Below are 25,486 nucleotides of genomic sequence, written 5' to 3'. Positions count from 1 at the left end.
GGTCACTCCTCGATGGCCCCGCCCACGGAGCGCAGGTGCTCGCGGAAGGTCAGGGAGGGCTCCTGCGTGCGCCGGGCGAGGTAGGCGCCGAAGTGCACCTGCTCGCGGAGGGAGGAGCCCTCCCGGATCCGGTCGGCCTGGCGCCGTTCGACGTCGCGGACCGCCTCCGCCAGCGTGAACACCTCCCCGGCGCGGCCGGCCGGCACGAAGAGCACGCCGTCGTCGTCGCCCAGGACCAGGTCTCGCCGGGTCACCGTCCACTCCCCCGCGGTCGCGGACTCCAGCGCGCCCGCGGGCCGGGGGTCGAGACGGAGCGGTCCGGTCGGGATCGAGCCCAGGCTGAAGACCGGCAGCCCGATCGCCCGGATGTCGGCCGTGTCGCGGTGCAGCCCCCAGATCACGATCCCGCCCAGCCCGGCGGCCCGCGCCTCCAGCACCACGAGGTCGCCCACGCAGCTCTCGTCGCGCCGCCCGCCGTTGTCGGCCACCAGCACGTCACCGGGGGCGGCCTGCTCGAACGCCTCCAGGAAGACGTCGACGCTGCCGGCGTGCCGGGCGGGGAGCACCCGCCCGGCCAGGCGGTCACCGGACGTCACGGCGCGCAGGGACACGCAGCGCGCCGGGATCCCGGCGCGGACGCAGGCGTCCGCCAGGTGGGCCGTGGTCAGTGCCGCGAACCGCTTGCGCAGCTCCGCGTGGTCCATTCCCGTCTCCTCTCTCGCGGCCTGCCCCCACTCAAGCGGGCGGGAGCGCCGGGGTCGAGGGTCGTTTCCGGACCGGCGCGCCTCTCAGCGCTGCGCCCGTACCCGTGCCCGGCGGAGCGGTCAGCGCCTGTGCCTGCGTCCGTGCCCGGTGGGGCGGCCCCGGCTCTGCAGCGGCAGGGCCACCAGCGTGCGGAACTCCTCCAGCCCCGTCTCGTCGGGATGCCCTGATCCCAGCACGAGCTCGGTCAGCTCGGCTCCCGGCCCGGCCAGGGACTCGATCTGCTCCCGCACCGCCTCGGGCCCGCCGACCTCCAGCAGGCCGAGCATCCCCTCGGCGAGCATGAGCGCGCTCTCCCGCTCGGTGAGCTCCTCCGGGCGGAGCCTCCCGTCCTCGACGAGGGCAGCCACCGCGATCGGCCCCAGCACGGGGTCACGGCGGAGCCGTTCCAGGAGCGCGGGCCCGTCGTCGAGGCAGGCGACGAGGGTGCCCAGCAGGGCCGAGGCCCGGGTGCGGAACGGGCAGTCCCGTACGGCCTGCAGCAGCGGCTCGACGTCCCCGCCGTGCGCGGCCAGCCAGCCCTCGATCTCCGCCCTGGCCTCCTCCTGCGGGTAGTGCTGGGCGACCACGCCGAGCATCTCGGCGGGTGCGGCGTCGGCCAGTTCCCCGACCAGCGGCGCGTCCCGGCCCTGGGCGAGCATGCGCTCGCGCGTCGCCCAGGTGCCCAGGGGCGTCAGCCGTACCAGGGTGCCGGGCTCGGCGAGGCGGGCGAGGAGCCGCTCGCGCGCCTCCGGCGGGAACGGCAGGTCCGGCGCGCCGAACTCCTCGAGGAGTTCGAGGCCTCGGGGGACGGACGCCGCTCGACGGCCCGGAGGGCGAGCAGGTCGGCGGAGAACATCTCGTCGGCCACCCCGTGACTCAGCTCGACCGCCCCCAGCTCGGCCAGGACCGCGAACGCCCGCTCCACGTCGCGGTCGAACCGCCCGCGCAGGCTCTTCCGCCGCGGGTCGTCCTCACCGGAGAGGTCCCAGAGGTACTCCGTGCAGGCGTACCACATCGTCTCCGCCAGCCGGCTCGTCGGCATGGGGTGCGGCAGGCCGTAGACCGAGTTCAGCGCGTCGGGCAGCAACTCGTCGAAGTCCACGGCGAGCAGCGAGACCGGGGCCCACCCCTCAGGCGGCGCGCAGAGGGCCTCCCCGAGGTCGGGGAACACCTCGAACGCCCGCCGCCACAGGGCGAGCGGGTCTCGCAGCAGCGGCGCGGCCTTGGCGACCCGCACCAGCCGCCCTTTGGCCACCCGCACCAGCCGCGCCTTCTTCGCCCAGGTCAGCAGCATGTCGAGCTCGGTCATCTCTGCGGCGGTGCGCACCTTCAGGTGCTGCTCGCCGGTGCCGAGCAGCTCGGCCAGCTCGCGGGCGTCCTGCAGGCGGAGGTTCCCGGCAGCGGTCAGGGCCCGGCCGTCCGCGCCGGCCCAGTCGGCGAGGGCGGCCAGCCTGCGGAGCACCGCGCTGCCGGAGGCCGCGGCCGTCAGCTCGGCCTCGGGCGGCAGTCGCACCGGAAGCTGCACGAAGGCCCGCTCCTGGCCGGGGCCCGGCTCGGTCATCTGCCGCTCCACCAGCCCGTCGAGCACCTGCTCGTCGTAGTCGACGCGTCCCGCGTCGAGGTCGCGCTGGAACCGGGTAAGGGCCTTGCCGTCTGTGAGGTCGACGCCGCGTTCCAGCGCCGTCATCGCCCAGAACTTCGCGATCCCCCACCGGGTCGGGTCCGCCATCGCCGCCGGATAGTCCGCGGCGGCTTCGGTGACGGCCCGTTCCAGCTCCGCCGCCGTGGCGCCGCGCGGGTCGCGCAGGCCGGAGGCGTCGAGGTAGCGCAGCAGCGCCAGCAGGCTCCGCGGAGCGGTGTCCAGTTCGCCCGGGACGGCGGTCACCTGCCGGGGGATCCACTCCAGCAGGACGCGACGGACCTCCTGCGGCGTCCAGTGGCCGAGCCTGCCGTCCACGCTGACGTGCCGGGCGTCCAACGCCGCCGACAGGACCAGCTCGTCGGCCTCCAGGCCGTGCTCCCCCGCCCAGGCCGCGCAGCGGCGGACCAGCAGGTCCTTCGCCGCCTCGAACTCCTCGGCCTCCTCCGGATCGAAATACGTCCGCACCAGCCCGCTCGTCCTCTCCGTGTCGTGATCCCGTGCGAGCATTCCACAGGCGGGGCCTGCCGCAGGTCGGAAAACCGGAAGGCCGGCGGACCCGCGGAGCGTCCTCGGAGCCCGGACCCGCGTCCCTGCCACATGGCGGACGGACCGCGGGTCCGGCCGCCGTGCCGGTGCGCCGTACGGCGTCGGCGGGCGCGGGGGATCCTTCGGGGCTCATCCGTCGGCGGGCCGCTCCTGGAGGACCCAGCCGTTGCCGTCGGGGTCGGCGAAGAAGACGAAGGAGTTCCACCGGCCGCCCGGCCCGTCGGCCAGGCCGCCGTCCTCGTCGTAGTGCCGGACAGGACTGACCGGCACGCCCCGCCCGGCCAGCTCCGCGCGGGCGGCCTCGATGTCGGGCACGACGATCTGCAGGCCCTGCAGCGAGCCTGGGGGCGGTCCCGTGATGCCGGTGTTCAGGTGGATCGAGCAGTCCGAGCCGGGAGGCGTCAGCTGCACCACGCGGGTGCCGTCGCCCACCTCGATGTCGAGGTCGACGGCGAAGCCGGCCTGCTCGCCGTAGAAGCGCTTGGCCCGGTCCACGTCGGTGACGGGGACCGGGACGACCTCGAGCTTCCAGTCCATGGTGCTGCCCTCCTGCGCCGCCGGTCCGTTCCGCCTCGACGCCAGTGTCGCATCGGCGAACGTTCGCCCTGTAGTGCCGCGGATCGCGGATGCCACCGGTCTCGGCGAACGCGATGTCTGAAATCCGCCAGCATGCTCGCGGCCGGTCGGGTGAGAATCCGTCCATGACCGCCGAAACGCAGGGAATCCGCATCCGGCATCGCGGGCGTGAACCGCAGGTCCATCCCACCGCCTACGTCGCCCCGACGGCCACGCTGGTCGGTGATGTCCGCGTGGGGCCGAGGGCGCGGGTGATGTACGGTGCGGTACTCGATGCCGAGGGGTCCCGGATCGAGGTCGGGGAGGCGGCGGTGATCTGCGAGAACGCGGTGTTGCGCGGGTCTGCGGTCGCCGGCGACCAGCCGGTGCTCGTCGGCGACCATGTCTTCGTGGGGCCGCATGCCACGCTGCTGGGTTGCGAGGTCGGCAGGTGCGTCTATGTCGCGACCGCGGCGACGGTCCTGCAGTGCGCGCGGTTGGGGGCCGGCTCGGTTGTCGCTGTCGGCGCGCTCGTCCATGCGCGCACCGTTCTGCCGGACGAGTACTTCGTGCCGCCGCACACCGTGGCGCTCGACGCGCCGGTGCGGCTGCTGGCCCCCGGCGATCCGGGCTTGGCCGAGGCCGTCGGCCGGGTGGGCTTCGCGCAGGTGGCGTTCGGTGTCGATGCGGAGTGGACCGACCGGATCAACCGGTACGAGTGCATCGCGGAGGTGCGCGTCGCCGAGTTCGGCACGCACGCGGACGATGAGGTTCTGAATCCCGGCTAGCGCCGCACCAGCGACTCTTGTGCCGTGCCGAGTGACGCGCCGTCCGGATTCCGCTGCGGCGGCGCGCGCCCGGCAAGCCGTGCGGGTGACAGAGCGGGTGCGGGTCCGTGAGATCGATGACGACGAGGGCAGACGGTTGCTGTGGATCATCCGCAGAGGCACGGGGTCAGTGGTGACCTGGCGGCGCGCCCAGACAGTGCTGCTGTCCGCGCGGGGCATGCCCGTGGCGAGGATCGCCGAGGTGACGTTCACCAGCGCGGACCGGGTCCGGGACGTGATCCACGACTTCAACGCCGACGGCTTCGACTCCTTCTACCCGAAGTACAAGGCTGGCCCCCCAAGACGTTCACCCTGCTCGAGCAGCGCGAGATCAAGAAGATGGTCCGCCGCTAAATCATCTGACGGAACGAACACGCCGTCGATGAACTCCTCCGCGAGGTAGTCAACAGGACGAACGTCGCCTGATGCGGCACCAGTGGTTCCGGCCGGGCGAGGGGACCCCGGCGGATCCCGGGCAGCGGCCCGTCAGATCGGGGCGGCGTACGGGTAGCCGGTGAGATCGGTGGAGGCGATGATCTTCTTGTAGCCTGCGGCATCCTCCGGGAGGACGCAGAGCACGTAGAAGGAGACCCGGGACTCCGGCAGGTGCCAGATCCTCATCGTGTACCCCACGTCGTCCGCGCACATGACCCGCCAGTCACGGTAGAAGGCCTTCCTGCTGTCTCCCATGCGGGCCAGGCCCGAGTGGTTCAGCCTGGAACGGTAAGGGTCAACACCGACGTAGCGGCCGTACTCCCCGGCCCAGGAGCCGATGTTGGTCCGACCCGTCGGGTCGCTCGCCACATTGCCCCCGGCCAGGCAGGGCATGTCCTGCCCCATCATGAATCCGTAATCCTCGTCCTCGATGGAGTATCCCGGCCACTGGTCGGGACCGGACCTCAACACGACCGTCATCGAGTCGGGACGGCAGGCCAGCCGCCAGGGACCGCTGAACCCGTCCGAGTCCGGCGACTCGATGCAGGCGGTGTGGTCATCGACCCGGATCATCCGCCAGCTCTTCGGCAGGGCCATCCGGATTCCCTCCAAGGACACGGCCGCGCTCTTGGGAGTCTTCTTCTTCGGTTTCGCCGACTTAGTCGGGGCCGGACTGGGCACCGACGGGCTCGGCGCCGAGGTCGAGGCGGGCACGGGAGCGGTGGCCGCGGCAGCATCGGTTGCGGCGGACACGGCCTGGGGCTGCGCGACCGGGGCGGAGCGTTCCGCGGAGGAGGTGACGGCGACCGCGACGATCGTGGTGATCGCGACCAGGGTGAGGCCCACCGCCGTGGCGATGTAGGCGTGCACCCAGGACGGTCCAGGCTTCCCGGCGGGCGGGACCGGCCCGGCGGGGACAGGACCCGTTCCGGGGACGGGCCAGACGGGCACCGGACCGGTCGCGGGAGTCCCCGCAGGAGGCGGCACCGGACCGGTCGCGGGGGTCCAACCGGGGAGAACGAGCGGCACCGGACCGGCGAGCGACGTGGGACCGGTCGGCGGCACCGGCCAGTCGGGCGTCTCGTGCCGGGGCAGCACCCAGGTGTGCTGGATCAGGGCGGTGACGTCGGCCGCCTCGGCCGCGGGCCGCCCCTCCGGCCGGTTCTCGGACAGCGCCCACCACGCCTCCGTCACCCCGGCCAGGACCTCCTCGGCGAGCGGCCGCTCGGCCGGGTCCTTGGCCAGGGCCCGCTCCACCAGCCCGCGCAGCCCTTCCGGCACGGCCCCGCTCTCCGGCGTCTCCTCCCGGATCCGGTAGGCCAGCACCTCCGGGCGGCCGGTGCCGTACGGCTGCTCTCCGGTGACGGCGAAGAGCACCAGCAGCGCCCAGCCGTACACGTCGGCGGGGGTGCCCGCCGGGCCGTCGCCGTACTCCTCGGGGCTGATCCAGCCGGGTGAGCCGATGAGCGTGCCGGTGTGGGTGACGGTGCTGCCGTCCAGCACCTTGGCGATGCCGAAGTCGATGAGCTTCGGCCCGCCGGCGGCCAGGATCGCGTTCGACGGCTTCAGGTCGCGGTGCACGATCTCGGCCGCGTGCATGGCGACGAGCGCCTCGGCCAGGCCGGCGGCCAGGCCGTACAGGGCGTCGCCGGTCAGCGGGCCCTCGGCCTGCGCGTGCTGCTCCAGCGTCAGGCCGGCGATGAACTCGGTGGCGAGCCACGGGCGCTCGGTGCCCGGGTCGGAGCCGAGCACCCGGGCGACGCACGGGCTCTCGACCCCGCCGAGCACCCGGATCTCGCGGCTGAACCGGCGGCGGAACTCCAGGTCGAGCGAGAGCGCCTCGTGCACGAGCTTGACCGCCACCCGCCGTCCGGTGGCGTCGACCCCGGCGTAGACGACGCCCATGCCGCCGGCGCCCAGGCGTCCGACCACCCGGTAGGGGCCGATCTCGTGCGGGTCACCTGTGAGCAGCGGCAGCACACATCCTCCGGCGTGGTTTGTCATGAGTTGCGGCGAGATCAAATCAGATGCGAACAATGATCGCCAGATGGTGGATCAAATCGTTACTATCATCCAGAACCGGCAGACAAGTTGTGGATACTATTCACATTAGCATTTCGTGCGTTATCATTCACCGGACATCCGCCGCCCCGCCCGCCCGGCACGACAAGGACTTCCTCATGAACGACCCCGCACCGGCCGTCCCGTACGGCTCCCGCGTCCGCGGCTGCCTGCTCGGCGGCGCCGTCGGCGACGCGCTCGGCAACCCCGTCGAGTTCGACTCGCTGGCGCGGATCCGCGCACGGTACGGCCCCGCGGGACTCACCGCCATGGTCGAGACCGAGATCACCGACGACACCCAGATGACGCTGTTCACCGCCGAGGGGCTGATCCGCGCCCGCCTGCACTCCGGCGACCCGCTCACCTCCGTGAGCGACGCCTACCTGCGCTGGCTCGACACCCAGAGCCGCACGGCGCCGCCGTCCCAGTACGGCAACACAGGCCGCGCCACGAGCGGTGGCACCGGCGGTGGCATCGGCGGTGGCGGAGAGAGCGGCACGGGCGGTGGCACGAACGGCGGCACAGGCCGCGCCACGAGCGGTGACGCGGGGGGCGGCTTCCGCACCGGGTGGCTGCGCACCGAGAGGTGGCTGTACGCCCGCCGCGCCCCCGGCAACGCCTGCCTTTCCGGCCTGCGCTCCCGCATCGTCCCGCCCCCGCCGGAGACGCCCCTGGCGCACGGGCCGGTCAACCCGGGCTCCAAGGGCTGCGGCACCGTCATGCGCTCGGCCCCCTTCGGGCTTCTCCCCCGCACGGAGCCGGCCGGCGACCCGGCGCTGCTCGCCGTGGCCGCGGCCCGCCTCACCCACGGCCACCCCACCGCCGCCATCGCCTCCGGGGCCCTGGCCCACCTCGTCTCCCGCCTCGTCGCCGGGGACGACCTGGCCGGGGCCGTCGACTCGGCCGACGAGTGGCTGTCTGCCTTCGACGGCCAGGGCCGCGAGCACCGGGAGACCCGCGAGGCCCTGCGCGCCGCCCGCAAGCTGGCCGAGGCGGGCGACCCCTCCCCCGAGAAGGTGGAGACGCTCGGCGGGGCCTGGATCGCCGAGGAGGCCCTGGCCATCGCGGTCTACTGCGCCCTGGCCGAGCCCGACCCCCGCCGGGCCCTGCTGCTGGCGGTCAACCACTCCGGCGACGCCGACTCCACCGGCGCGATCTGCGGCAACATCATCGGCGCGGCGTACGGCGAGGCGGCCCTGCCCGCCAACTGGGCCGAGGCCGTCGAGGGCCGCCGGACCATCCTGCGGATCGCCGACGACCTCGTCGCCGTCTTCGGCGGCGCGGCGGACGACCCCGCCCACGGTCCCGGCCACGGTCCGGCAGACGATCCGGCAGACGGACCGGCAGGCGGTGCCTCCGGCGGCCCCCTCCCCGGAGACCTCGCCGCCCGCTACCCGTCAGCCTGACCCCGCGACGCCTCCTCCGTGAGCCGTCCGGCTCACGGGCCTCCTCCGGAGCCGTGCGGTTCACGAATCCCCTTGGGAGCCGTCCGGTTCACGGCCCGCGCCCCGGAAAGTGACCCGGACCACACCGCCCGCCCCTCATCCCCTCCCCGCCCCGGCCGATCGGGAGGAGGACCTGACGCCGCACGGCGTCCTGCGAAGGGCGAGGACGAATGAGAAGGCTTCCCGGGCTCCTCCTCGGCGCCGCGGCGGTCACCGTCGCCGCCGCCGCGACGATTCCCGCGCCGGCCGCCGCGGCGCCCGGCCGCGTCTCGTCGCCTCCCGCAGCGGCCGCGGCGGGCGTCACGGCGACCACCGCGGCCACCATGACGGCCGGCGCGGCGGCCGCGGCGTCCTCGGTGCCCGCCGGCGTCCAGGGGATGGACGTCAGCTCCCACCAGGGGAACGTGTCCTGGTCGCAGGCGTACCGCGACGGCGCCCGCTTCGCCTACGTCAAGGCCACCGAGTCGGTCACCTACCGCAACCCCTACTACGCCCAGCAGTACCAGGGGTCCCGGCAGGCCGGGATGGTCAGGGGCGCCTACCACTTCGCGCTCCCGCACAAGTCCGGGGGCGCCGCCCAGGCCGACTACTTCGTCGCGGGCGGCGGCGGCTGGACGGCCGACGGCTGGACCCTCCCGGGCGTGCTCGACATCGAGTTCAACCCCTACCAGTCCTCCAACGGCCTGGACATCTGCTACGACCTGTCGCCCGCCGCGATGGTGAGCTGGATCCGCGCCTTCAGCGACCGCTACCTCGCCCTCACCGGCCGGCGCCCGGCCATCTACACCAACACCTACTGGTGGCAGACCTGCACCGGCGGCAGCGCCGCCTTCGGCGACCACCCGCTCTGGCTCGCCCGCTACTCCTCGGCCGTCGGCGCCCTCCCGGCCGGCTGGACCCGCCACGCCATCTGGCAGTACGCGGACTCCGGCGTGCTGCCCGGTGACCAGAACGTCTTCAACGGCACACACGAGCAGCTGAAGCTGCTGGCCGGCGGCGGGACCACCGCGGCGCCCGTGCAGGCGCCCGCGAAGGCCCCCGCCGGAACGGCCGCGAAGCGGCCCGTCCGGACCGCCACCCGCGTCACCTCGGTGAACGCCTGGCCGGAACCGGTCAGGAAGGGCCGCACGATCACGGTCTCGGGCACCCTGCGCCAGGCCGCCGGCACCCGCAGGGGCATCGCCCGGGAGCCGGTCGTCATCAGGTTCAAGGCCCGCGGCTCCCGCACCTGGGCGACGATGGGCACCGTCACGACCACGTCCGGCGGCGCCTTCAGCAGGCGGTTCAAGGCCGTCCGGGACGGTTCCTGGCAGGTGCTCTACCGCGGGGACTCGCTCCGCCTGGCCTCGTCGGGCGGGAGCGACTACGTCGACGTGCGCACCTGGTGGTGAGCCGGCGCCGTCAGGCCGCCGGACGGCGCCGGAACATGAGCCACCCGCCCAGGCCGTAGAGGCCCAGGCCGAGCAGGACCATGGCGGCGATCACCGGCCACTGGAGACCCTCGGACAGGTGGAGCGCGAGGAACCAGCTCCTGCTCCCGCTCCCGTTGACCTTGAGGATCCCGGCCACGATGCCCTGCGGGAAGAGCGGGATCGCCGCGACCGACCAGCAGACGACCGTGATGATCCGCTCGCGCTTCGGCAGGTGGTCCAGGCTCGTCCAACCGGACCTGCCGGACCCCCCGGCCGCCGTGGGCCGCTTGCCCGTGCGCATCATGTGCAGCAGCTCGGGACCGCGGGAGTGCAGCCGCCGCTGCGCGAGCAGCCCGAGACCCCACCAGCACAGCACGCCGGTCGCCACGCCGACGGCCACGCCCGCCCAGCCGTACGCCGCCGCCGCCACCGCCGCCGGGGCCCCGGTAAGCGCCGTCAGCGCCAGTACGGCGTAGGCCTGGCCGGTCATCGCGCCGTCGTCCTCGGAGACCCGGAGCGGGTTACCGCCCCGCCGGTGCGGGTCGACGCCGGGCACGAGGGAGTACACCGAGATCAACGGCACGATCCCGGCCCCGCCGCCGAGCAGGGCGGCGGTGACCGCGAGCACCATGGGCCAGGGTCCACCGGTCACGGAGGCGAGCCCCGCCGTGAGCAGCACGGCCGGCGGGACGACGACGAGCAGCCAGGCCAGCTGCCGGCCCCGCACGTCGGACGCGCCCGGCACCATCAGGGTGAGCCAGAGCGCGGTGCCGTCGACGCCGTAGAGGTTGGCCGACATGGAAGCGGCCATGACGACGAAGAGCGGCCCGGCCCAGGGCAGCATGACGTCCCAGCCCAGCAGGAGCGGGGCGGCGGCGAAGAACACGCCGTAGGCGACGGAGAAGGTCAGCTGGTGGGTCCGGACCAGGTCGCGCGACCAGGTGCGCAGTTCCTTGGCCACCACGGCGGTCGTCGCGGTCGCGGCCGTCATGGGGCGCCGGCCGCGGGCGGACCGCTTGACCGAGCCCACCCGCCGGGTGAGCAGGGCGGCCCACGCCGCCAGCAGCAGCGCGATGAGCACCACCAGGGCCCCCAGGGCCAGGCCCGCCCGGCCCCAGTCCCCCAGGCCCGCCGCCTCGACCGCGGCCGGCCCCCAGCCGGACGGCAGGTACCGCAGGGCCGAGGCCGCGCCGGGGCTGATCCCGCCCACCTGGTTCAGCGCCACCGCGAAGACCCAGATCTGGCCGAGCGCGGCCAGGATCGCGCCGTTGACGACGGCGGCGCCGACCGCGCCCGCCCGCGAGCGGAGGGCGACGCCCATCAGCGCCACCGCGACCCGCGAGAGCAGGACGAACACCGCCAGCTGCAGGAGCATCGCGGCCAGCGCGACCAGTACGGTCGCCGGGCTCTGCCGCAGGCCGGAGACCACGAGCCCGGACAGGGCGAGCAGGCTGATGACGGGCGCGACCCCGACGAAGGCGGAGGCCAGCAGGCCCGCCGCCAGGCGGCGCGGCGGCAGGCCGAGGAGCGTGAAGTACTCGGGGCGGAGCGTCTCGTCACCGCCTCCGGCGAAGACCGGGCCGAAGATCCAGCCGAGCATCCAGACCGCGTAGGCCGCGGCGAGCAGGTCGCCGCTGCGGAACGCCGCGAACAGGGTGGCGCCCGCCGCGACGAGCCCGAGGGCGGCGCCGATCATGATGAGGCCGGCCTTCTGGCCGTTCATCGCGTTGCGCACCATGGACAGCTTCATCGCGGCCATGGTGGTGAACATGGTGGTGAAGGCGGTGGTCAGCGCGACAGCCATGACAGCCTCTTCGTCCCGGTGCCGGCCGAGCCGACGAGCTCGACGAAGGTGTCCTCCAGGGAGAGCCCGCCCCGGACCTCCTCCAGCGGACCGGCGGCGGCCACCCGGCCGGCGTCGATCACGGCGACGTGGTCGCAGAGCTGCTCGACCAGGACCATGACGTGGCTGGAGAGCACGATGGATCCGCCGTCCGCCACGAACCCCCGCAGGATGGTCTTGATCGTGGCCGCCGAGACGGGGTCGACGGCCTCGAAGGGCTCGTCGAGCACGAGCAGCCGGGGGGCGTGCAGCAGCGCGGTGGCCAGCCCGATCTTCTTGCGCATGCCCGTGGAGTACTCGATCACCAGGGTCTTCTCGGCCCGGTCGAGCTCCAGCACCGCCAGCAGCTCCTCCGCGCGCTCGGCGACGACCTCCTTCGGCAGTCCGCGGAGCAGGCCGAGGTAGGTGAGCACCTCGCGGCCGGTCAGCCGTTCCGGCATGGCCAGGCCGTCGGGGAGCACCCCGGCCAGCGACAGGGCGCGGGAGGGGTCGGCCCACACGTCCTCGCCGAAGATGCGGGCGCCGCCGGCGTCGGGACGGAGCATGCCTGTGGCCATGGCGAGCGTGGTGGTCTTGCCGGCGCCGTTCTGGCCGACCAGTCCGTAGAAGGAGCCCTGCGGGACGGTGAGGTCGACGTGGTCGACCGCGACCTTCTCAGCGAAGGTCTTGGACAGGCCGATGATCTCGAGCGCTGGGGTCATGGGGGGTCTCTCGGGTCACGGACGTCCGGGCGGGCCGGATCGTCGAGGAGGGCGTGCGGGCACACGGGCGGACAAATTCGATCATGTAGGGCACCCGCTGTCCAGGAGCTGCGGCGACCCGCCGACCGGTGGCACGGGCGGGGCCCGGAATTTCTCCCGCGTCCTCCGGATCGGCACGGAGAAAGCGCACGTCACCGGCGCCCTCCCGCTCCGCGGAAAATCTCCACGGCCACTCTCCGGCGATCATCACACTCACGTTTCCGCAGGTCAGAGCGAACATGAACATACATTTCACGTTTGCCAGGCCGGGACCGGCGGCGGAAGATGGACCCGTCTCCGAAAAGAAGAGCCCCGGCCCGGGGTCTCTTCACCGTGCCCGCATTCCATCCACCGCCGACCCCGAGGAGGGGCGATGATCCATGCCCGCGGACTGGCCCGGACGTTCAAGGTGAGGAAGGAGCGCGTCGAGGCCGTGCGCGGCGTCGACCTCGACGTGGAGCCCGGCCGGCTGGTCGCCCTCCTCGGCCCGAACGGGGCGGGGAAGTCCACCACTCTGCGCATGTTGACCACCCTGCTGCCCCCGACCTCGGGGACCGCGACCGTGGCGGGCCACGACGTCGTGACGGACCCCGCCGGGGTGCGTGCGCGCATCGGCTACGTGGGCCAGAAGAACAGCGCGGGCGAGAACTTCCTCGTCCGCGACGAGCTGGTGACGCAGGGCCGCTGCTACGGCCTGACCCGCGCCGAGGCCGGCCGCCGGGCCGACGAGGTCCTCGACCTGCTCCGCCTGCGCCCGCTGGCCCGGCGCAGGCCCGGCACGCTCTCGGGCGGCCAGCGCCGCCGCCTCGACATCGCCCTGGGCCTCGTGCACCGCCCCGACCTGCTCTTCCTGGACGAGCCGTCGACCGGGCTCGACCCGCACAGCCGCGCCGACATCTGGGAGCACATCCTGCGGCTGCGCGCCGAGTACGGCACGACCGTCCTGATGACCACCCACTACCTGGAGGAGGCCGACAGCATGGCCGAACGGGTGGTGATCATCGACCACGGCCGGGTCATCGCCGACGGGACGGCGGAGCGGCTCAAGAGCGACCTGGCCGGCGACCGCGTCACGGTCACGCTCCACGACGGGCCGGACGCGGCGCGGGCGGCGGCCGTCGCCGAGCGGTTCGCCGGGCCGGGCGAGGTGGCCGTCGAGGGGACGGCCGTGCGGGTCCGGGTGCCCCACGCGGGCACGGCGCTGCCGGAGTACCTGCGGGCTCTGGAGGCGGCCGGGGTCAAGGCCGCCGCCGCCGAGACGGCCCGGCCCACGCTGGACGACGTCTTCCTCGCGCTCACCGGCCGCACACTGCGCGAGGACGACGGCGCGGCCGCCGCCGCGTGACCGGCCGGACCCACTCCCCCGAGGCCCGCAGAAACCCTCAAGACCCGCAGAAACCCTCAAGACCCGCAGAGACCCTCAAGACCCGCAGAAAGGCCCGGCATGAGCGTGCGTTTCCTCCGTGACACCGCGACCGTCTTCTCCCGCGAGTTCCGTCCCGTGCTGCGCGATCCTCTCGGCTTGCTGTTCACCATGGGCCAGCCGCTGCTCTTCCTGTTCCTGTTCGGCCCGCTGCTGGCGGGGACGCCCGGCGTCGGCGATGGCATCGGCGCCTCGCCGTGGCAGTGGTTCGTGCCCGGCATCCTGGTCATGATGTGCCTGTCCGGGCCGATGATGGCCGGCTACACCCTGCTGGTCGAGCTGCTCGGCGGCTCCCTGGAGCGGCTGATGGTCACCCCGCTGAGCCGTACGGCGATGCTGGTCGGCCGGACGCTGAAGGAGTTCGCGATCCTGCTGGCGCAGGCCGTACTGATCATCGTGCTGGCGGTGCCGCTCGGCTTCCGGCCGGACCCCGCCGGCGTGCTGACCGGGCTGGCGCTGCTGGCCGTGTTCGGGGTCGGGCTGGGCGCGCTCTCCTTCGTGCTGGCGATCGCCTCCCAGCCGGGCGGGGAGCTGTTCTACGGGGTCACCCAGATGGTGATGTTCCCGCTGCTCCTGCTCTCGGGGATGCTGCTGCCGATGGACGCCGGTCCGGCGTGGCTGCGGACCGCCGCCTCGGTCAACCCGGTCGCCCACATCGTCGAGGCGGAGCGGGCGCTGTTCGCCGGCCGGTTCGCCGACGCCTCGCTGCCGTACGGGGTGCTCGCCGCCTGTGCGGTCGCGGCGGCGGGCCTGGCGCTGGGCGTGCGGTCCATGCGCCGCGGTGTCTGACGCCGGTGCGCCCGGCGCGGGCCCGGCCGCGTGCCGGGGCCGCGCCGGGCGCGGCGCCCCTCGGCTTCCCTGTCCGGTACGGCGTCCGGCACGGCGCCGCGCACCGCCGGGGGAAGCGTGCGCGGCGCCGGATCCGGGAGGGCGGGGCGGTCCGGTGGGCTCAGCGGACGTACGGCCAGCCGGCCGAGTCCCAGCCGAGCAGGTTGACGCCGAGCCTGGCCCTGTTGTCGTCGCCGTAGTAGTGGTAGACGAGCAGGTCGCCGTCGGCGTCGGGAAGCACGGCGGGGTGGCCGGGGCCGTGCACGCCGCCGTGGCTCGCGAGGATCTCGGTCCCGCCTCCCGCGGTCATCCGGGTCCCGTTCCGGTCGACGTAGGGGCCGGTGATCGAGGTGGAGCGGCCCACCATGGTGCGGTAGGTGCTGTCGGCGCCACGGCAGCAGAAGTCGAAGGAGACGAACAGGTAGTAGTAGCCGCCGCGCCGGTGGATGACCGGCGCCTCGACCGAGCCCGAGGCGGTCGTGCGCTGCGCCAGGCTGCGCACGGAGGTGTCGGAGGCCGACCGCTTCCCGGTCGCCGGGTCGAGCCGGATCATCTTGATGCCCGACCAGAAGGAGCCGAAGGTCAGCCACCAGCGGCCCGAGGAGTCCACGACGAGGTTGGGGTCGATGGCGTTGTAGCCGCTGCTGCTGGTGGTCTCGATGACGAGGCCGTGGTCGGTCCAGGAGCCGGCCGCGCCGGTCGTGCTGGTCGCCAGGAAGATGGCCGACCGGGACGAGCCGAAGGTGGAGGCCGAGTAGTACAGGTAGTACCTGCCGTTGCGGTACGACAGGTCGGGTGCCCAGAGGTTGCGGCTCCCGCCGGTGTAGGCGGTGGTCCAGGGCGCCCCCTTCGGCCAGACGACCCCGGCGTTGCGGAAGGCCGTGCGGTCGGTGGAGGTCTTGATGCCGATGCCGTCCGCGGTGTGCACCAGCAGATAGCGGCCGTCCGGGGTCTTCACCATCGAGGGGTCGTGGACGAGGACGTCGCCGGTGACCCGTCCGGGTCCCGGATAGGCCGCGAGCGCGGCCTCGGCGGGGCGGAGGGTGGCCGCCGTCGCGACGAGCACGCACGCCGCGACCACCGCCCGCTGCAGGCGTCTCATGTGATCACATCCTGGATCGTGGGGGGCGTCCGGCCCTCGCCGGGCAGAGGTGCGCGTCCCGTGGCCGACGCCGGTTGACATGTTCCATGACGCCGGGTCACCGATCGCCCGACGGAACTGCCCGGACTGTATGGAAAGCGCTTACAGCCGTCAACCCCCCTCCCACCCGAGGCAGCGGGCGGGCATGCCCCGCCGCAGGTCGGGACGGTGCTCCGGCCACGGCGGGCCGGGTGAAACTTTCACCGGGCCCGAATGGCTCACCGGGCCCGGGTGGGCCCCCCTCCGGAGCCGGACCGCACCTGGAGGCCGTCCAGGAGCTCCTGGGTCGCGGCGGCGACGGCGTCCACCGCGCGCTCGAACGCCTCGGCGTTGCGCGCGGACGGCGACCGGAACCCGGAGATCTTGCGGACGTACTGCAGGGCCGCGGCCCGCACGTCCTCCCCGGTCACCTCGTCGGCGTAGGGCTCGCGAAGGGTCTTGATGCTCCGGCACATGGCGGGACCTCACATCGTCGGCACTTCATCGGATCATGTCGCCGGACCCCGTCGGGACCCGGCCCCGGGCCCGGCGCCCATGCCTCCCGGTGTCCCCGCCCCGCCTCCGGAGAGGAGCGGTGCGCGGAGCGGCACATCGGGAGGGATCGGCACCGGGGACCGGTCAGTGCGCGGCCAGGGCCCCGGAGCCGACCCGGTCGGCGGTGCGCAGAGCCCAGCGCATCCGCTCCCGGTAGGCCTCAGGGTGGTCTCCGGCCTCCTGCGCGACGCAGGCCACACACTCGGTGATGTCCTCGTCGCAGGCGCGCAACCGGTCCTCGATCACCTCGCGCACCCGGTCCGGCGAGGGATCGTCCGACGCCTGGAGCGGGGAGGCGAAGAGCACCTCGGCCAGTTCGGACACGCTCATCGCGGTGGGCATCGTGTGCCTCCTCTCTGGGGCCGCAGGACAGCGGCGGCGCCCCGTTGGTCGCTCAGATCGTGCTCACACCCTCATCTTGTCCCGCCGCACCGACATTTTCCGCCCGTTCCGGCCACCCCGGGGGGCGGGAAGGGCGGCCGCCCTGGCGGGCCCGGCGGACCCGCCCCCCGGCGGCCCGGTGTCCTCGTCCGGCTGCGTGCCGCCTCGCCCCGGAGGATCCGGGCGGCGCCTGCGGGCGCCGCCGCCGGTGCGGCGGCTCAGGGTGAATCCACTGATAACAACGATCCGCGGTGCGGAGTTCCGCTTCTCCTCGGTTTTACCGGCAAATTACCAGGTCGTCCCGCCCGCCGCGGGCCGCACGGCCGGCGGTTCCCGGGTCGCGGCGCCGCCCGCCGTGCGGCCGGAGACCGGCGGCGCCCCAACCGCGGCGACGCCCACCGGACGGGGCCGGTCATCACCTGAAGTCGAAGACGCCCGCCTCGTCCAGGACCATCCCGGCCAGGGCGCCGGCCGCGTCGACCCGGCCGAGCGACTTGGCCGCCCGGACCATGTCGGCGCGCAGCCGCGGGTCCTCGAGGACGGCGTCGAGCTCGGCGAGGAGCTGACCGGAGGTGGGCCCGTTCTCCAGCAGCGCCCGGGCCGCCCCCGCCTCGGCCAGGTATCGGGCGTTCTGACGCTGCTCGTCCCCGGCGGAGGGGACCAGGGGGATGAGAACGGACGGCTTGCCCACCGCGGTCAGCTCGGCGACGGCTCCGGCGCCGCTCCGGGAGACCACGACGTCGGCGGCGGCCAGCACGTCGGCGAGTTCCTCGCCCACGAACGGCACCGGGCGGTAGCGCTCGCGCAGGTGCCCGGGGAGGCGCTCGGCCGCCTTCGTGAGCCGCTCCACCCAGTTCGGGCCGCACTGGTGGAGCACCTGGGCCCGCTCCAGCAGCGAGGGCAGGATCTCCTCGATCAGGGTGTTGATCTGGAGACTGCCCTGGGCGCCGCCGGTCACGTACACGAGGGGCAGCTCGGGCGCGAAGCCGAAGTGCCAGCGGCCGGACGGGGCGTTCCCGCGCAGCAGGTGGGGCCGGACGGGGTTGCCGGTGACGGCGGCCCGCTCCCTGGCCTTGGCGGGCAGGTGCTCCATCGACGACGGGTGGGTGAGCGCGATCCGGGTGGCGACCCGCGCCAGGATGCGGTTGGCCAGGCCGAGCGCGGTGATCTGCTCGTGCATCACGAGCGGGCGGCGCAGGATCCGCGAGGCGAGGCCCAGCGGCACGCAGACGTACCCTCCGGTGGAGAGCACCACGTCCGGCCGGTAGCGGGCGGCGATGCCGAAGGCCTGGAGGACGCCGACGGGGATGCGGAACATGTCGGCGAGGTTGGCGGCCAGCTCGCGCGCGCCGGGCGAGCGCCGCAGCTTCCCCGTCTTGATCGCGCGGAAGGGGATGCCGTTCTCGGCCGCGACACGGGCCTCCAGTCCGTTCGCCGTACCCACCCAGAGCACATCGAGGTCGTAGCCGCGGGCGGCGGCCTGCTCGCGCGCGGTCGCGACGGTGGTCAGCGCGGGGTAGGTGTGGCCGCCGGTCCCGCCTCCGGTGACGAGCATGCGCAGGGACTGACGGTTTCCGGCATTCATGCGTGCGTTTCCTCCAGGAATACGATTATCGGCCCATCCGGATATAGCGGGCAGAGTCGGCACGCTACCCGGAGATCAAGGAAGATCCAATTCCACCCCTCCCCGTGAGACGCGGCTCACCTGCGGTCCGGCCGGGAACGACTCCGCCCGCCGGGCGGACACCGCGCCGGCGGGCGGGTCGTGCGCGAGGGCGCCTGCTCACCGGGACACGCGGCGGACCGGCACCGCGACGAGCAGCGCTCCCGCGAGCAGGACCACCGCTCCGCCGGCGGCCAGCGCCGCCGTGACCGGCGCGGCCGGCGCGTCCACCGCGACCCGGAGCGTGGCCCCGGGGGCCGCCGAGCCGTCGGCGTTCATCACCACGATCTTCCACTCGCCGTTCCCGGCGGGCCAGGTGACGGTCTGCTCGCCCGCGCCCGCGGCCTGGACCGTCCAGATGCCCGCGGCGGCCGGGGGCAGGGCGGGTGCCCCGCCGCCGGAGTCGATCGTCATGTCCCATCCACCGGAGACGTCCGCCACGGTGGTCCGGGCCACTCCGGCGAGGTAGCGGTCGACCTCGGCGGCGGGTGCGACGCCGAGGAACACCTCGGCGCCGGGCCGTACGGCCTCCGCCTGGAGCCGCACCCCGCCGGCGAGGTCCGCCGCGTACGGCTGGAAGAACGTGCCGACGTGGACCTCGACCGGTTCGCTGACCAGTGCGTACCCGTTCGTGGTGAAGGTCCGCGCCCCGGAGGTCAGGTACCCGGCCGCACTTCCTTGGTCCGGGACCGCCCAGGCCAGGGCGGCGGCCGCCAGGAGCGGCCCCGCCGAGGCGAGGACGAGGAGCGCGCCGGCCACGACGGAGACCACCCGGCCCGCCGTCCAGCCCGCGCCGCCCGTCTTCCGCGGCGCCGCGGCGTCCGGCCGGCGATCCGGTACGGCCGGACCACCGGTCGCGGGACCCGCCGGTGCGCCGGGCCCGGAGAGGCGCGGGGCACCCGGCCCGGAGGAGGGTGGGACGCCCGGCCCGGAGGAGGGCGGAAGCGTGAGCGTGTCCCCCGGCTCGTGCTCCCCCATGTCCAGCCGGAACGGCGGGTAGGCGTCGGTCATGAGGGCTCCGTAGGCCGCCACGCGGAGGATCCAGCGGTTCATGCCGAGCACGAAGTCGTAGATCGGCCGGGGGTAGCGCCCGGTGAAGAGCAGGACCAGCGCGGCCACCAGCACCAGCAGGCCGACCAGTCCTCCGGAGGTCTCCGCGTGGAACTCCTCGGCCCGCCAGGCCAGCCACGTGCCGCCTCCGGCGAACAGGGCGACGATCAGGTAGTGCGGGAGTCCCAGCAGCCACTTGACCAGCACCAGCCCCCGGGACAGGCGTTCGGGGTAGGCGATCTCCAGGTGGGCGGGGTAGCCGGGCACCTCGGCGAGCGTGAACGGCGGGTACCGGTCGGTGCCGAGCGCGCCGTAGGCGTAGTACTGCACGCGCCAGGTCCAGCGGAGCACCCCCACGTTGAAGTCGAAGATCGCGCGCGGGTACCGGCCGGTGAACAGGATCGCGAAGAAGGCGACGGCGCTCAGCAGCGCGAACGCGACCCACAGGAACACCAGCACGATGCCGTGCGGGATCACCATCGCCCATTTGACCAGCCACAGACCGCGTGACAGGGGTGCGTCCAGTGAAGCGTCGACCCGTACCGGGTGGATCGTCGCGGCCATGGGGACCATCTCCTTCCGCTCGGTCCCTCTCGACGACCCGTGGCCCGTCCTCGGCGGGGCGGTGCGCGAACCCGTCTGGCTGCGAGCACCGGGTCCTCGCCCTCACTCTCGTTCTCCGCCCGGAGGACCGCCACGGCCGAAGGTCTCCCCCAGGGGTGCCATTGGTCCTCAGCCTCCGAGCGGTTCCCGGCCCTCCTGCGGTTGCCCGGCCGGATCCTGCCCCTGCGGGTGCCATTGGCCCTCAGCCCCGAGCGGCTCCCGGCACTCCGGGTGGTCCTCAGCCATCCGAGCCGCTCCTTCCCCCCTTCGGCCGCCGATCGCCCGGCCGTCTTTCCCGCGCGCACCCGAAGTGACATAAAGCCACATACGGGTACGAAAACCTATAAATCATCATCTCCGGCATTTTGGGGGAGGTACCGACGCCGGACGAGCGGGGTCCGCCCGGGCGGCGCGCCCCCCGCACGACGGACACGCCGCCGGTGCCCCTCCCGCCCAGCGGGCGGTCAGCGGACCACCCGCCCCGCAAGGCCCGTAAGGAGGCATCCGGCATGCAGAGCAAGCAGTGGAACGTGAAGATCACCATCGTCGAGGACGACAACGACCGCGTCACCTCGGCCCAGGCCGTACTGGACATCCCGGACGGCCGCACCTACGAGAGCGTCGAGTACGCGCGGCGTAATCCGACCGACCGTCCCGTTCCGGACATCGGTGACGAACTGGCGGCCGGCCGGGTGCTGGCCGACCTGTCCGGCAGGCTGATGGGCGACGCCGCCGCCGACGTCATGGAGGAGGCCGAGCTCAGAAGAAGATGAGGAACACTCCCGTACGGCACGGCCTGGACGATCCGCACCAGGCCGTGCCGCGTGTCCGCCCTGCCCGCACGTGACCCGTCAGTCGCGGGACATCAGCCTGACGAACTCCTCGAAGGAGAACCTCCCGTCGCCGTCGGAGTCGGCGTCGCGGTTCAGCGAGCCGATCGCCTCCGCCGGGAGGTCCGGGAAGCGCACCGTGAGCTCCCGCTCCGTGATGAAACCGTCGCCATCGGTGTCGATGGCGGAGAACTCGCTCCTGAGCTCGGCCAGACGCTCCGCCGACATGGTGATCCGCCTTCCTCGTGTTCGATCAGCAGACAACCTACGGGAGACCTCCCTCCCGGCGCGACGGGCCGGTGCGGGCGGCCGATCCCCGCCGTCCTCCCCGACGTGCGCCCCGACGTGCGCCCGTTCTGCACTGCACAATGCCATGCCGGAAATGTGGCACCCGCCCGCGGGAGCCCTCTACCGTGGCCACCGTGTTCGACGTGCTCATCACCGGCGGCCTGGTCGTCGACGGCACCGGCGCCCCGCCGTACCCCGCCGACGTCGGGGTGCGCGGCGGCCTGATCGAGGCGGTCGGCGCCCTGTCCGCGGCGGGCGCCGCGGCCGCGTCCCGGATCGACGCCACCGGTCGCCTGGTGACCCCCGGTTTCATCGACGCCCACGTCCACGGCGACGCCACCGTGCTCGATCCCGAGGTGCAGCTCGCCGCGCTCCGGCAGGGTGTGACCACGTTCGTGCTCGGCCAGGACGGTCTGTCCTTCGCCCCGTCCGGCCCGGAGACGCTGCGCTTCGTCACCCGCTACTTCGCCGCGATCAACGGCGCGCATCCCGCGCTGGACGGCGCCGGGGTGAGCGTGGCCGGCCTGCTGGCGACCTACGACCGCGCCACCGCCCTCAACACGGTCTATCTCGTCCCGCACGGCACCGTGCGCCACACCGCCGGAGGAGATCCGCAGGCGATGCTCCGCCTGGTGGAGCGGGGGCTGGAGGAGGGGGCCGCCGGGCTCTCCAGCGGCCTGGAGTACGTGCCCGGCCGGTACGGCGACGCCGCCGAGCTCGCCGCGCTGTGCGCGCCCGTCGCCCGGGCCGGGCTGCCGTACGTGACCCACATGCGGGGTTACGAGCAGGCCGCCGCGGCGGGCATGGCCGAGGCCACGGAGATCGCCGAGCGGGCCGGGACGGCGCTGCACGTCTCCCACTACCACGGTCCCGGGGAGCCGCTCGCCGGGATGGTCGACCGGGCGCTGGCGGCGGGCCTGGACGTCACCTTCGACAGCTACCCCTACCTCAGCGGGTTCAGCATCCTGGCGATGGTCGCGCTCCCCCGCGACCTCGACACCTCCGACGATCCCCGCGACCTCGGCTCCACCGGCGCCGGCCGCGCCGCCGGCCGGCCCGGTGCCCCGGGAACCAGCGGCGCCCCCGGCCGCCCCGTCTCCGCCGCGGCCCGCCCCGACCTGGACCGCACGGTGGAACTCCTGCACGACCCCGCGGTACGGCGCCGCCTGGCCCTCGAGACCGACCCGGCGCTCTGGCACCGCATCGTGCTGGCGCACGTCCCCGCCGCCGGGTTCTCCTGGGCCGAGGGCCGGCGCCTGGACGAGGCCGCGGCCCAGGCCGGACGGGAACCCGCCGAGTTCTGCGCGGACCTGCTGGTCGCCACCGGGCTGACCGCCAGCTGCGTGTTCGCCCAGCCGCCCGGCAACGATGACGCGTCCATGCGGCTGCTGCTGCGCCACCCGGCCCACATGGGCGGCTCCGACGGCATCCACCTCGGCGGGCACCCCCACCCGCGCGCCTTCGGAGCCTTCGCCCGCTTCCTCGGCCGCCACGTCCGCGAGCTGGGCGACTGGAGCTGGCAGGAGGCCGTCGCGCACCTGTCGTCCCGGCCGGCGCGCCGCTTCCGCCTGACGGACCGGGGCGGGATCCGCCCGGGCATGGCGGCGGATCTCGTGCTGGTCGACCCGGAGCGGGTGGCCGACGCCGCCGGCTACGCCCGGCCGCGCCTGCTCGCCGAGGGCATCGACGACGTGCTGGTCGGCGGCGTGCCCGTGCTGGCGGGCAGCGCCCTCACCGGTGCGCGCCCCGGACGCCCGCTGAGGCCGCGGTGAGGCCCGCCGGGGTCGCGGCGGGGTCCGCCGGGACCGTGGCGAGGCCGTGGTGAGGCCGGTGAGCGGGGCCGTCCCCGGCCCGGCCGCCCCGGGGGGCGGCGAGGGCGTCCCGGGGGGCGGCCGCGGCCCCCGGGAGCGCAACCGGTCGTCCTCGCTCCGGCGGGCGCTGACCGTGCTGGAGTACGTGCGCGACCACGCGGGCGCCGGCGGGCAGGACCTGTCCCTGTCCCGGCTCGCCGAGGCGCTCGGGCTCGCCAAGAGCACCGTGCTGCGCCTGACCGTCCCGCTGGTGGAGGCCGGGCTCCTGGAGCGCGACCGCAGGAGCGGCGCCTACCGCCTGGGGTACGGCGCGCTCCGCCTCGGCCAGGCCTACCTGTCCGCGCTCGACCTGCGGACCGTGGCCGCCGAGGAGACGCACCGGCTGCTGCTCCAGGTCCACCAGACCGTCCATCTGGTCGTCTACGACCCGCCGCACGTCGTCTACATCGACAAGGTCGAGAACGAGGCCACCGTGCGCATGGCCTCCCGCATCGGCAGCCGGGGCGAGCTCCACTGCACCGCCGTCGGCAAGGCGATCCTCGCCTGGCAGCCGGAGGAGGCCGTGGCGGAGACCATCGCCGCGGGCATGCCCGCCCGGACCGGCCGCACGATCACCGACCCCGGCCGGTTCCGTGCCGAACTGGCCCGCATCCGGCGGCGCGGCTACGCCGTCGACGACCGGGAGAACGAACCCGAGGTCCGCTGCGTGGCCGCGCCGATCTTCACTCACGACGGCGCCGTGGCCTCCGCCCTGTCCGTCTCGGGCCTGGCCTCGCGGATCACCGCCGCGCGGGTGCGGGAGCTGGGACCACTGGTGGCCGGGGCCGCCCTGCGCGTCTCCAGAAAGCTGGGAGCCCCCCGATGACCGACCTCGTGACGCTCGGCGAGACCATGGCCTTGTTCACCGCCCGCCGTACCGGCCTGCTCCGGCACGCCCGCGACTTCGACCTCGGGGTCGGCGGCGCGGAGTCGAACGTGGCGATCGGCGTGACCCGGCTGGGCCTGCGGGCGGCCTGGATCGGCCGGGTGGGCGACGACGAGTTCGGCGCGCTGGTCCGCTCCACGCTGGCCGGGGAGCAGGTCGACGTCTCCCGGACGGTCGTCGACCCCGGCGCGCCCACCGGACTGATGATCAAGGGCCGGCGGAGCGCCGGCGCGGTGGACGTGCGCTACTACCGGGCGGCGAGCGCGGGCTCCCGGCTCCGCCCGGACGACCTCGACCCGGCGCTCATCCGCTCGGCCCGCGTGCTGCACGTCACGGGCATCACCCCCGCGCTCTCGGCCTCCGCCCGGGCGGCGGTCCACGCCGCCGTGGCCGAGGCCCGCGCCGCGGGGGTGTTCGTCTCGCTGGACGTCAACTACCGCCGGGCCCTGTGGTCGCCCGACCGGGCCGCCTCCGGGCTGCGCGAGCTCGCCGCGGCCGCCGACGCGGTGTTCGCGACCGAGGACGAGGCCCGCCTGCTCGCCGGCGACCCCGAACTCGACGGCCCCGCCGCGCTGGCCCGGGCCCTGGCCGGGCTGGGGCCGCACCACGTGCTCGTCAAGCTCGGGGCCCGGGGCGCCCTGGCGTTCTCCGACGGCGTGGTACGGCGCGGCGCACCGTACCGGGTGACCGAGCTGGACCCCGTGGGGGCCGGGGACGCCTTCGCCGCCGGGTGGCTGGCCGACCGGCTGGCCGGCGCCGATCCCGAGCGGTGCCTGGCCACGGCCTGCGCCGCCGGGGCGTGCGCGGTGACCGCGAGCGGCGATTGGGAGAGCCTGCCCCGCCGCGCCGACCTGGGGCTGCTCCACCGCGCCGAGGGGGTCGACCGGTAGGCGGACGGGGACCTTCCCGGCGGGCCGGGGACCTTCCGGCGGACAGGTGGGAGAAGGCCCTGCGGGTGGGCGCGGGCACGGAGAAGGCCCCCTCAGAGGTGCGGGTGCACCGCCGAGGGGGCCTTCCGGGTGTCCCGGCCGCCCCCGGCACGAGACCGGGAGGGCGGGACGGGCGTCTAGTAGATCGGACGCGAGGAGGAGCGCAGACGCTCCAGGGCCTCGGCCAGGATCTGCGCGCCGTCCTTGTCGCTGCGACGCTCCTTCACGTAGGCGAGGTGCGTCTTGTACGGCTCGTTACGCGGAGGAGCCGGCGGGTTGGCCTGATCCTGACCGGCCGGGAGACCGCAGCGGGGGCAGTCCCAGAGCTCGGGGACGGCCGCGTCACTGGCGAAGCTGGGACGCGTCTCGTGCATGTTCGCGCACCAGAACGGGACCCTTACACGGGGAGCCGCCTCGCCACGCTCCGCCTCTCCCATCGGGCCGGCGCCGACACGGCTGCCACGGATCGCGTTGCCACTACCCACGGATGAACTCCTCGCTCGATGGCCCTCCCGCTCGGGACCGGAAGGGCTGTACCACTGTCATGCCTCCGGCCAGGGACCGGATCAGAGCCGTCGGATCAGGGGCGCAGGAGCAGGCCCAGCGCGATGATGCACACGAACCAGACCACCCCGGTGATGATCGTGAGCCGGTCGAGATTCCGCTCCACCACGGAGGACCCGCCGTACGACGACGAGAAACCGCCGCCGAACATGTCCGACAGACCGCCGCCCTTGCCCTTGTGGAGCAGGACGAGCAGGATCATCAGCAAGCTCGCCAGGACGAGGGCGATGGAGATTCCGAGTGTCACGGTTGACCTGTTCCTTACG

At 74.1% G+C, this 25,486-nt stretch carries 25 protein-coding genes; 10 read left to right on the top strand and 15 right to left on the bottom strand.

Annotated features, from left to right (window positions below; genetic code table 11):
* Window positions 1-2: 2 nt before the first annotated feature.
* The 4 genes from ACFOWE_RS27110 to ACFOWE_RS27095 form a co-directional block, all read right to left on the bottom strand.
* Complete coding sequence (locus tag ACFOWE_RS27110; protein WP_377292689.1) at window positions 3-704, bottom strand: RraA family protein; 702 nt, start codon at window positions 702-704, stop codon at window positions 3-5.
* Between the two features lie 120 nt (window positions 705-824).
* Window positions 825-1,403, bottom strand: coding sequence for a hypothetical protein (locus ACFOWE_RS27105; RefSeq protein ID WP_377292687.1), 579 nt, complete (start codon window positions 1,401-1,403; stop codon window positions 825-827).
* A 32-nt stretch (window positions 1,404-1,435) separates the two neighbouring features.
* The gene (locus tag ACFOWE_RS27100) at window positions 1,436-2,851 is read right to left on the bottom strand and encodes a hypothetical protein (protein ID WP_377292685.1); all 1,416 of its coding nucleotides are present in this window, start codon (window positions 2,849-2,851) and stop codon (window positions 1,436-1,438) included.
* A 210-nt stretch (window positions 2,852-3,061) separates the two neighbouring features.
* Entirely contained in the window at window positions 3,062-3,469 is a 408-nt protein-coding gene (locus ACFOWE_RS27095) for a VOC family protein (RefSeq protein ID WP_377292683.1), read from the bottom strand.
* Between the two features lie 164 nt (window positions 3,470-3,633).
* Here ACFOWE_RS27095 and ACFOWE_RS27090 point away from each other — a divergent pair, with 164 nt between their 5' ends.
* Window positions 3,634-4,275, top strand: coding sequence for a gamma carbonic anhydrase family protein (locus ACFOWE_RS27090; RefSeq protein ID WP_377292681.1), 642 nt, complete (start codon window positions 3,634-3,636; stop codon window positions 4,273-4,275).
* Between the two features lie 85 nt (window positions 4,276-4,360).
* Window positions 4,361-4,717: a helix-turn-helix domain-containing protein gene (locus tag ACFOWE_RS27085; protein WP_377292679.1), complete on the top strand. Its 357-nt coding sequence runs from the start codon at window positions 4,361-4,363 to the stop codon at window positions 4,715-4,717.
* 83 nt (window positions 4,718-4,800) lie between these two features.
* Here the strand turns inward: ACFOWE_RS27085 and ACFOWE_RS27080 are convergent, their stop codons facing one another.
* On the bottom strand, window positions 4,801-6,729 hold the full coding sequence (locus ACFOWE_RS27080; protein WP_377292677.1) for a serine/threonine protein kinase: 1,929 nt from the start codon (window positions 6,727-6,729) through the stop codon (window positions 4,801-4,803).
* 200 nt (window positions 6,730-6,929) lie between these two features.
* On the opposite strand from ACFOWE_RS27080, the gene ACFOWE_RS27075 reads away from it, so the two are divergent.
* Together ACFOWE_RS27075 and ACFOWE_RS27070 are read left to right on the top strand one after the other, a co-directional pair.
* The gene (locus tag ACFOWE_RS27075) at window positions 6,930-8,216 is read left to right on the top strand and encodes an ADP-ribosylglycohydrolase family protein (RefSeq protein WP_377292675.1); all 1,287 of its coding nucleotides are present in this window, start codon (window positions 6,930-6,932) and stop codon (window positions 8,214-8,216) included.
* 209 nt (window positions 8,217-8,425) lie between these two features.
* Window positions 8,426-9,646 carry a lysozyme gene (locus ACFOWE_RS27070; RefSeq protein ID WP_377292673.1) on the top strand — a complete coding sequence of 407 codons (1,221 nt, stop codon included), beginning with the start codon at window positions 8,426-8,428 and terminating at the stop codon, window positions 9,644-9,646.
* Window positions 9,647-9,656: 10 nt separating this feature from the next.
* Here ACFOWE_RS27070 and ACFOWE_RS27065 read toward each other — a convergent pair whose 3' ends face one another.
* Both ACFOWE_RS27065 and ACFOWE_RS27060 read right to left on the bottom strand, forming a co-directional pair.
* The gene (locus ACFOWE_RS27065) at window positions 9,657-11,471 is read right to left on the bottom strand and encodes a hypothetical protein (protein ID WP_377292671.1); all 1,815 of its coding nucleotides are present in this window, start codon (window positions 11,469-11,471) and stop codon (window positions 9,657-9,659) included.
* Window positions 11,456-12,211 (bottom strand): ABC transporter ATP-binding protein, encoded by a 756-nt coding sequence (locus tag ACFOWE_RS27060; protein ID WP_377292669.1) that lies wholly within the window; start codon window positions 12,209-12,211, stop codon window positions 11,456-11,458. The genes ACFOWE_RS27065 and ACFOWE_RS27060 overlap by 16 nt, the downstream gene beginning before the upstream one ends.
* 412 nt (window positions 12,212-12,623) lie before the next feature.
* Here ACFOWE_RS27060 and ACFOWE_RS27055 point away from each other — a divergent pair, with 412 nt between their 5' ends.
* Both ACFOWE_RS27055 and ACFOWE_RS27050 read left to right on the top strand, forming a co-directional pair.
* A complete protein-coding gene (locus ACFOWE_RS27055; protein WP_377292667.1) occupies window positions 12,624-13,595 on the top strand; it encodes an ATP-binding cassette domain-containing protein in 972 nt (323 codons plus the stop codon).
* A 99-nt stretch (window positions 13,596-13,694) separates the two neighbouring features.
* Complete coding sequence (locus ACFOWE_RS27050) at window positions 13,695-14,462, top strand: ABC transporter permease (protein ID WP_377292665.1); 768 nt, start codon at window positions 13,695-13,697, stop codon at window positions 14,460-14,462.
* Between the two features lie 160 nt (window positions 14,463-14,622).
* Here the strand turns inward: ACFOWE_RS27050 and ACFOWE_RS27045 are convergent, their stop codons facing one another.
* The 5 genes from ACFOWE_RS27045 to ACFOWE_RS27025 form a co-directional block, all read right to left on the bottom strand.
* Window positions 14,623-15,603 (bottom strand): arabinan endo-1,5-alpha-L-arabinosidase, encoded by a 981-nt coding sequence (locus ACFOWE_RS27045; RefSeq protein ID WP_377292663.1) that lies wholly within the window; start codon window positions 15,601-15,603, stop codon window positions 14,623-14,625.
* A 257-nt stretch (window positions 15,604-15,860) separates the two neighbouring features.
* Window positions 15,861-16,097 (bottom strand): DUF2277 domain-containing protein, encoded by a 237-nt coding sequence (locus ACFOWE_RS27040; RefSeq protein WP_377292661.1) that lies wholly within the window; start codon window positions 16,095-16,097, stop codon window positions 15,861-15,863.
* Window positions 16,098-16,260: 163 nt separating this feature from the next.
* Window positions 16,261-16,518, bottom strand: a complete 258-nt coding sequence (locus ACFOWE_RS27035) for a hypothetical protein (RefSeq protein ID WP_377292659.1) — start codon at window positions 16,516-16,518, stop codon at window positions 16,261-16,263.
* 454 nt (window positions 16,519-16,972) lie between these two features.
* Entirely contained in the window at window positions 16,973-18,142 is a 1,170-nt protein-coding gene (locus tag ACFOWE_RS27030) for a UDP-N-acetylglucosamine--N-acetylmuramyl-(pentapeptide) pyrophosphoryl-undecaprenol N-acetylglucosamine transferase (protein ID WP_377292657.1), read from the bottom strand.
* Window positions 18,143-18,340: 198 nt separating this feature from the next.
* The gene (locus ACFOWE_RS27025) at window positions 18,341-19,834 is read right to left on the bottom strand and encodes a DUF4389 domain-containing protein (RefSeq protein ID WP_377292655.1); all 1,494 of its coding nucleotides are present in this window, start codon (window positions 19,832-19,834) and stop codon (window positions 18,341-18,343) included.
* A gap of 548 nt (window positions 19,835-20,382) precedes the next feature.
* On the opposite strand from ACFOWE_RS27025, the gene ACFOWE_RS27020 reads away from it, so the two are divergent.
* Entirely contained in the window at window positions 20,383-20,646 is a 264-nt protein-coding gene (locus ACFOWE_RS27020; protein WP_377292653.1) for a dsRBD fold-containing protein, read from the top strand.
* Window positions 20,647-20,724: 78 nt separating this feature from the next.
* Here the strand turns inward: ACFOWE_RS27020 and ACFOWE_RS27015 are convergent, their stop codons facing one another.
* A complete protein-coding gene (locus tag ACFOWE_RS27015; protein ID WP_377292651.1) occupies window positions 20,725-20,931 on the bottom strand; it encodes an EF-hand domain-containing protein in 207 nt (68 codons plus the stop codon).
* 194 nt (window positions 20,932-21,125) lie between these two features.
* On the opposite strand from ACFOWE_RS27015, the gene ACFOWE_RS27010 reads away from it, so the two are divergent.
* Genes ACFOWE_RS27010 through ACFOWE_RS27000 form a run of 3 tightly spaced genes read left to right on the top strand, consistent with a single transcriptional unit; the run spans window position 21,126 to window position 24,617 of the window.
* Window positions 21,126-22,763: an N-acyl-D-amino-acid deacylase family protein gene (locus ACFOWE_RS27010; RefSeq protein ID WP_377292649.1), complete on the top strand. Its 1,638-nt coding sequence runs from the start codon at window positions 21,126-21,128 to the stop codon at window positions 22,761-22,763.
* 58 nt (window positions 22,764-22,821) lie between these two features.
* Complete coding sequence (locus ACFOWE_RS27005) at window positions 22,822-23,667, top strand: IclR family transcriptional regulator (protein WP_377292647.1); 846 nt, start codon at window positions 22,822-22,824, stop codon at window positions 23,665-23,667.
* Entirely contained in the window at window positions 23,664-24,617 is a 954-nt protein-coding gene (locus tag ACFOWE_RS27000) for a sugar kinase (RefSeq protein ID WP_377292645.1), read from the top strand. The genes ACFOWE_RS27005 and ACFOWE_RS27000 overlap by 4 nt, the downstream gene beginning before the upstream one ends.
* 176 nt (window positions 24,618-24,793) lie before the next feature.
* Here ACFOWE_RS27000 and ACFOWE_RS26995 read toward each other — a convergent pair whose 3' ends face one another.
* Together ACFOWE_RS26995 and secG are read right to left on the bottom strand one after the other, a co-directional pair.
* A complete protein-coding gene (locus tag ACFOWE_RS26995; RefSeq protein WP_377292643.1) occupies window positions 24,794-25,141 on the bottom strand; it encodes an RNA polymerase-binding protein RbpA in 348 nt (115 codons plus the stop codon).
* A gap of 95 nt (window positions 25,142-25,236) precedes the next feature.
* Window positions 25,237-25,467, bottom strand: coding sequence for a preprotein translocase subunit SecG (secG, locus tag ACFOWE_RS26990; RefSeq protein ID WP_377292641.1), 231 nt, complete (start codon window positions 25,465-25,467; stop codon window positions 25,237-25,239).
* Between the last annotated feature and the right edge of the window lie 19 nt (window positions 25,468-25,486).

The organism is Planomonospora corallina (assembly GCF_042650625.1).
Lineage (GTDB): Bacteria > Actinomycetota > Actinomycetes > Streptosporangiales > Streptosporangiaceae > Planomonospora_B > Planomonospora_B corallina.
The sequence above is the reverse complement of the archived record's forward strand: the minus strand, read 5'-3'. Positions and strand labels throughout refer to the sequence as shown.

What these genes read in the sequence shown, in the direction of transcription:
- ACFOWE_RS27110 (WP_377292689.1), bottom strand. Translation starts at nt 704, where the DNA reads ATGGACCACGCGGAGCTGCGCAAGCGGTTCGCGGCACTGACCACGGCC.
- ACFOWE_RS27105 (WP_377292687.1), bottom strand. Translation starts at nt 1,403, where the DNA reads ATGCTCGCCCAGGGCCGGGACGCGCCGCTGGTCGGGGAACTGGCCGAC.
- ACFOWE_RS27000 (WP_377292645.1), top strand. Translation starts at nt 23,664, where the DNA reads ATGACCGACCTCGTGACGCTCGGCGAGACCATGGCCTTGTTCACCGCC.
- ACFOWE_RS27075 (WP_377292675.1), top strand. Translation starts at nt 6,930, where the DNA reads ATGAACGACCCCGCACCGGCCGTCCCGTACGGCTCCCGCGTCCGCGGC.
- ACFOWE_RS27070 (WP_377292673.1), top strand. Translation starts at nt 8,426, where the DNA reads ATGAGAAGGCTTCCCGGGCTCCTCCTCGGCGCCGCGGCGGTCACCGTC.
- ACFOWE_RS27060 (WP_377292669.1), bottom strand. Translation starts at nt 12,211, where the DNA reads ATGACCCCAGCGCTCGAGATCATCGGCCTGTCCAAGACCTTCGCTGAG.
- ACFOWE_RS27050 (WP_377292665.1), top strand. Translation starts at nt 13,695, where the DNA reads ATGAGCGTGCGTTTCCTCCGTGACACCGCGACCGTCTTCTCCCGCGAG.
- ACFOWE_RS27030 (WP_377292657.1), bottom strand. Translation starts at nt 18,142, where the DNA reads ATGAATGCCGGAAACCGTCAGTCCCTGCGCATGCTCGTCACCGGAGGC.
- ACFOWE_RS27055 (WP_377292667.1), top strand. Translation starts at nt 12,624, where the DNA reads ATGATCCATGCCCGCGGACTGGCCCGGACGTTCAAGGTGAGGAAGGAG.
- ACFOWE_RS27090 (WP_377292681.1), top strand. Translation starts at nt 3,634, where the DNA reads ATGACCGCCGAAACGCAGGGAATCCGCATCCGGCATCGCGGGCGTGAA.
- ACFOWE_RS27025 (WP_377292655.1), bottom strand. Translation starts at nt 19,834, where the DNA reads ATGGCCGCGACGATCCACCCGGTACGGGTCGACGCTTCACTGGACGCA.
- ACFOWE_RS27045 (WP_377292663.1), bottom strand. Translation starts at nt 15,603, where the DNA reads ATGAGACGCCTGCAGCGGGCGGTGGTCGCGGCGTGCGTGCTCGTCGCG.
- ACFOWE_RS27040 (WP_377292661.1), bottom strand. Translation starts at nt 16,097, where the DNA reads ATGTGCCGGAGCATCAAGACCCTTCGCGAGCCCTACGCCGACGAGGTG.
- ACFOWE_RS27035 (WP_377292659.1), bottom strand. Translation starts at nt 16,518, where the DNA reads ATGCCCACCGCGATGAGCGTGTCCGAACTGGCCGAGGTGCTCTTCGCC.
- ACFOWE_RS27095 (WP_377292683.1), bottom strand. Translation starts at nt 3,469, where the DNA reads ATGGACTGGAAGCTCGAGGTCGTCCCGGTCCCCGTCACCGACGTGGAC.
- ACFOWE_RS27020 (WP_377292653.1), top strand. Translation starts at nt 20,383, where the DNA reads ATGCAGAGCAAGCAGTGGAACGTGAAGATCACCATCGTCGAGGACGAC.
- ACFOWE_RS27015 (WP_377292651.1), bottom strand. Translation starts at nt 20,931, where the DNA reads ATGTCGGCGGAGCGTCTGGCCGAGCTCAGGAGCGAGTTCTCCGCCATC.
- ACFOWE_RS27065 (WP_377292671.1), bottom strand. Translation starts at nt 11,471, where the DNA reads ATGGCTGTCGCGCTGACCACCGCCTTCACCACCATGTTCACCACCATG.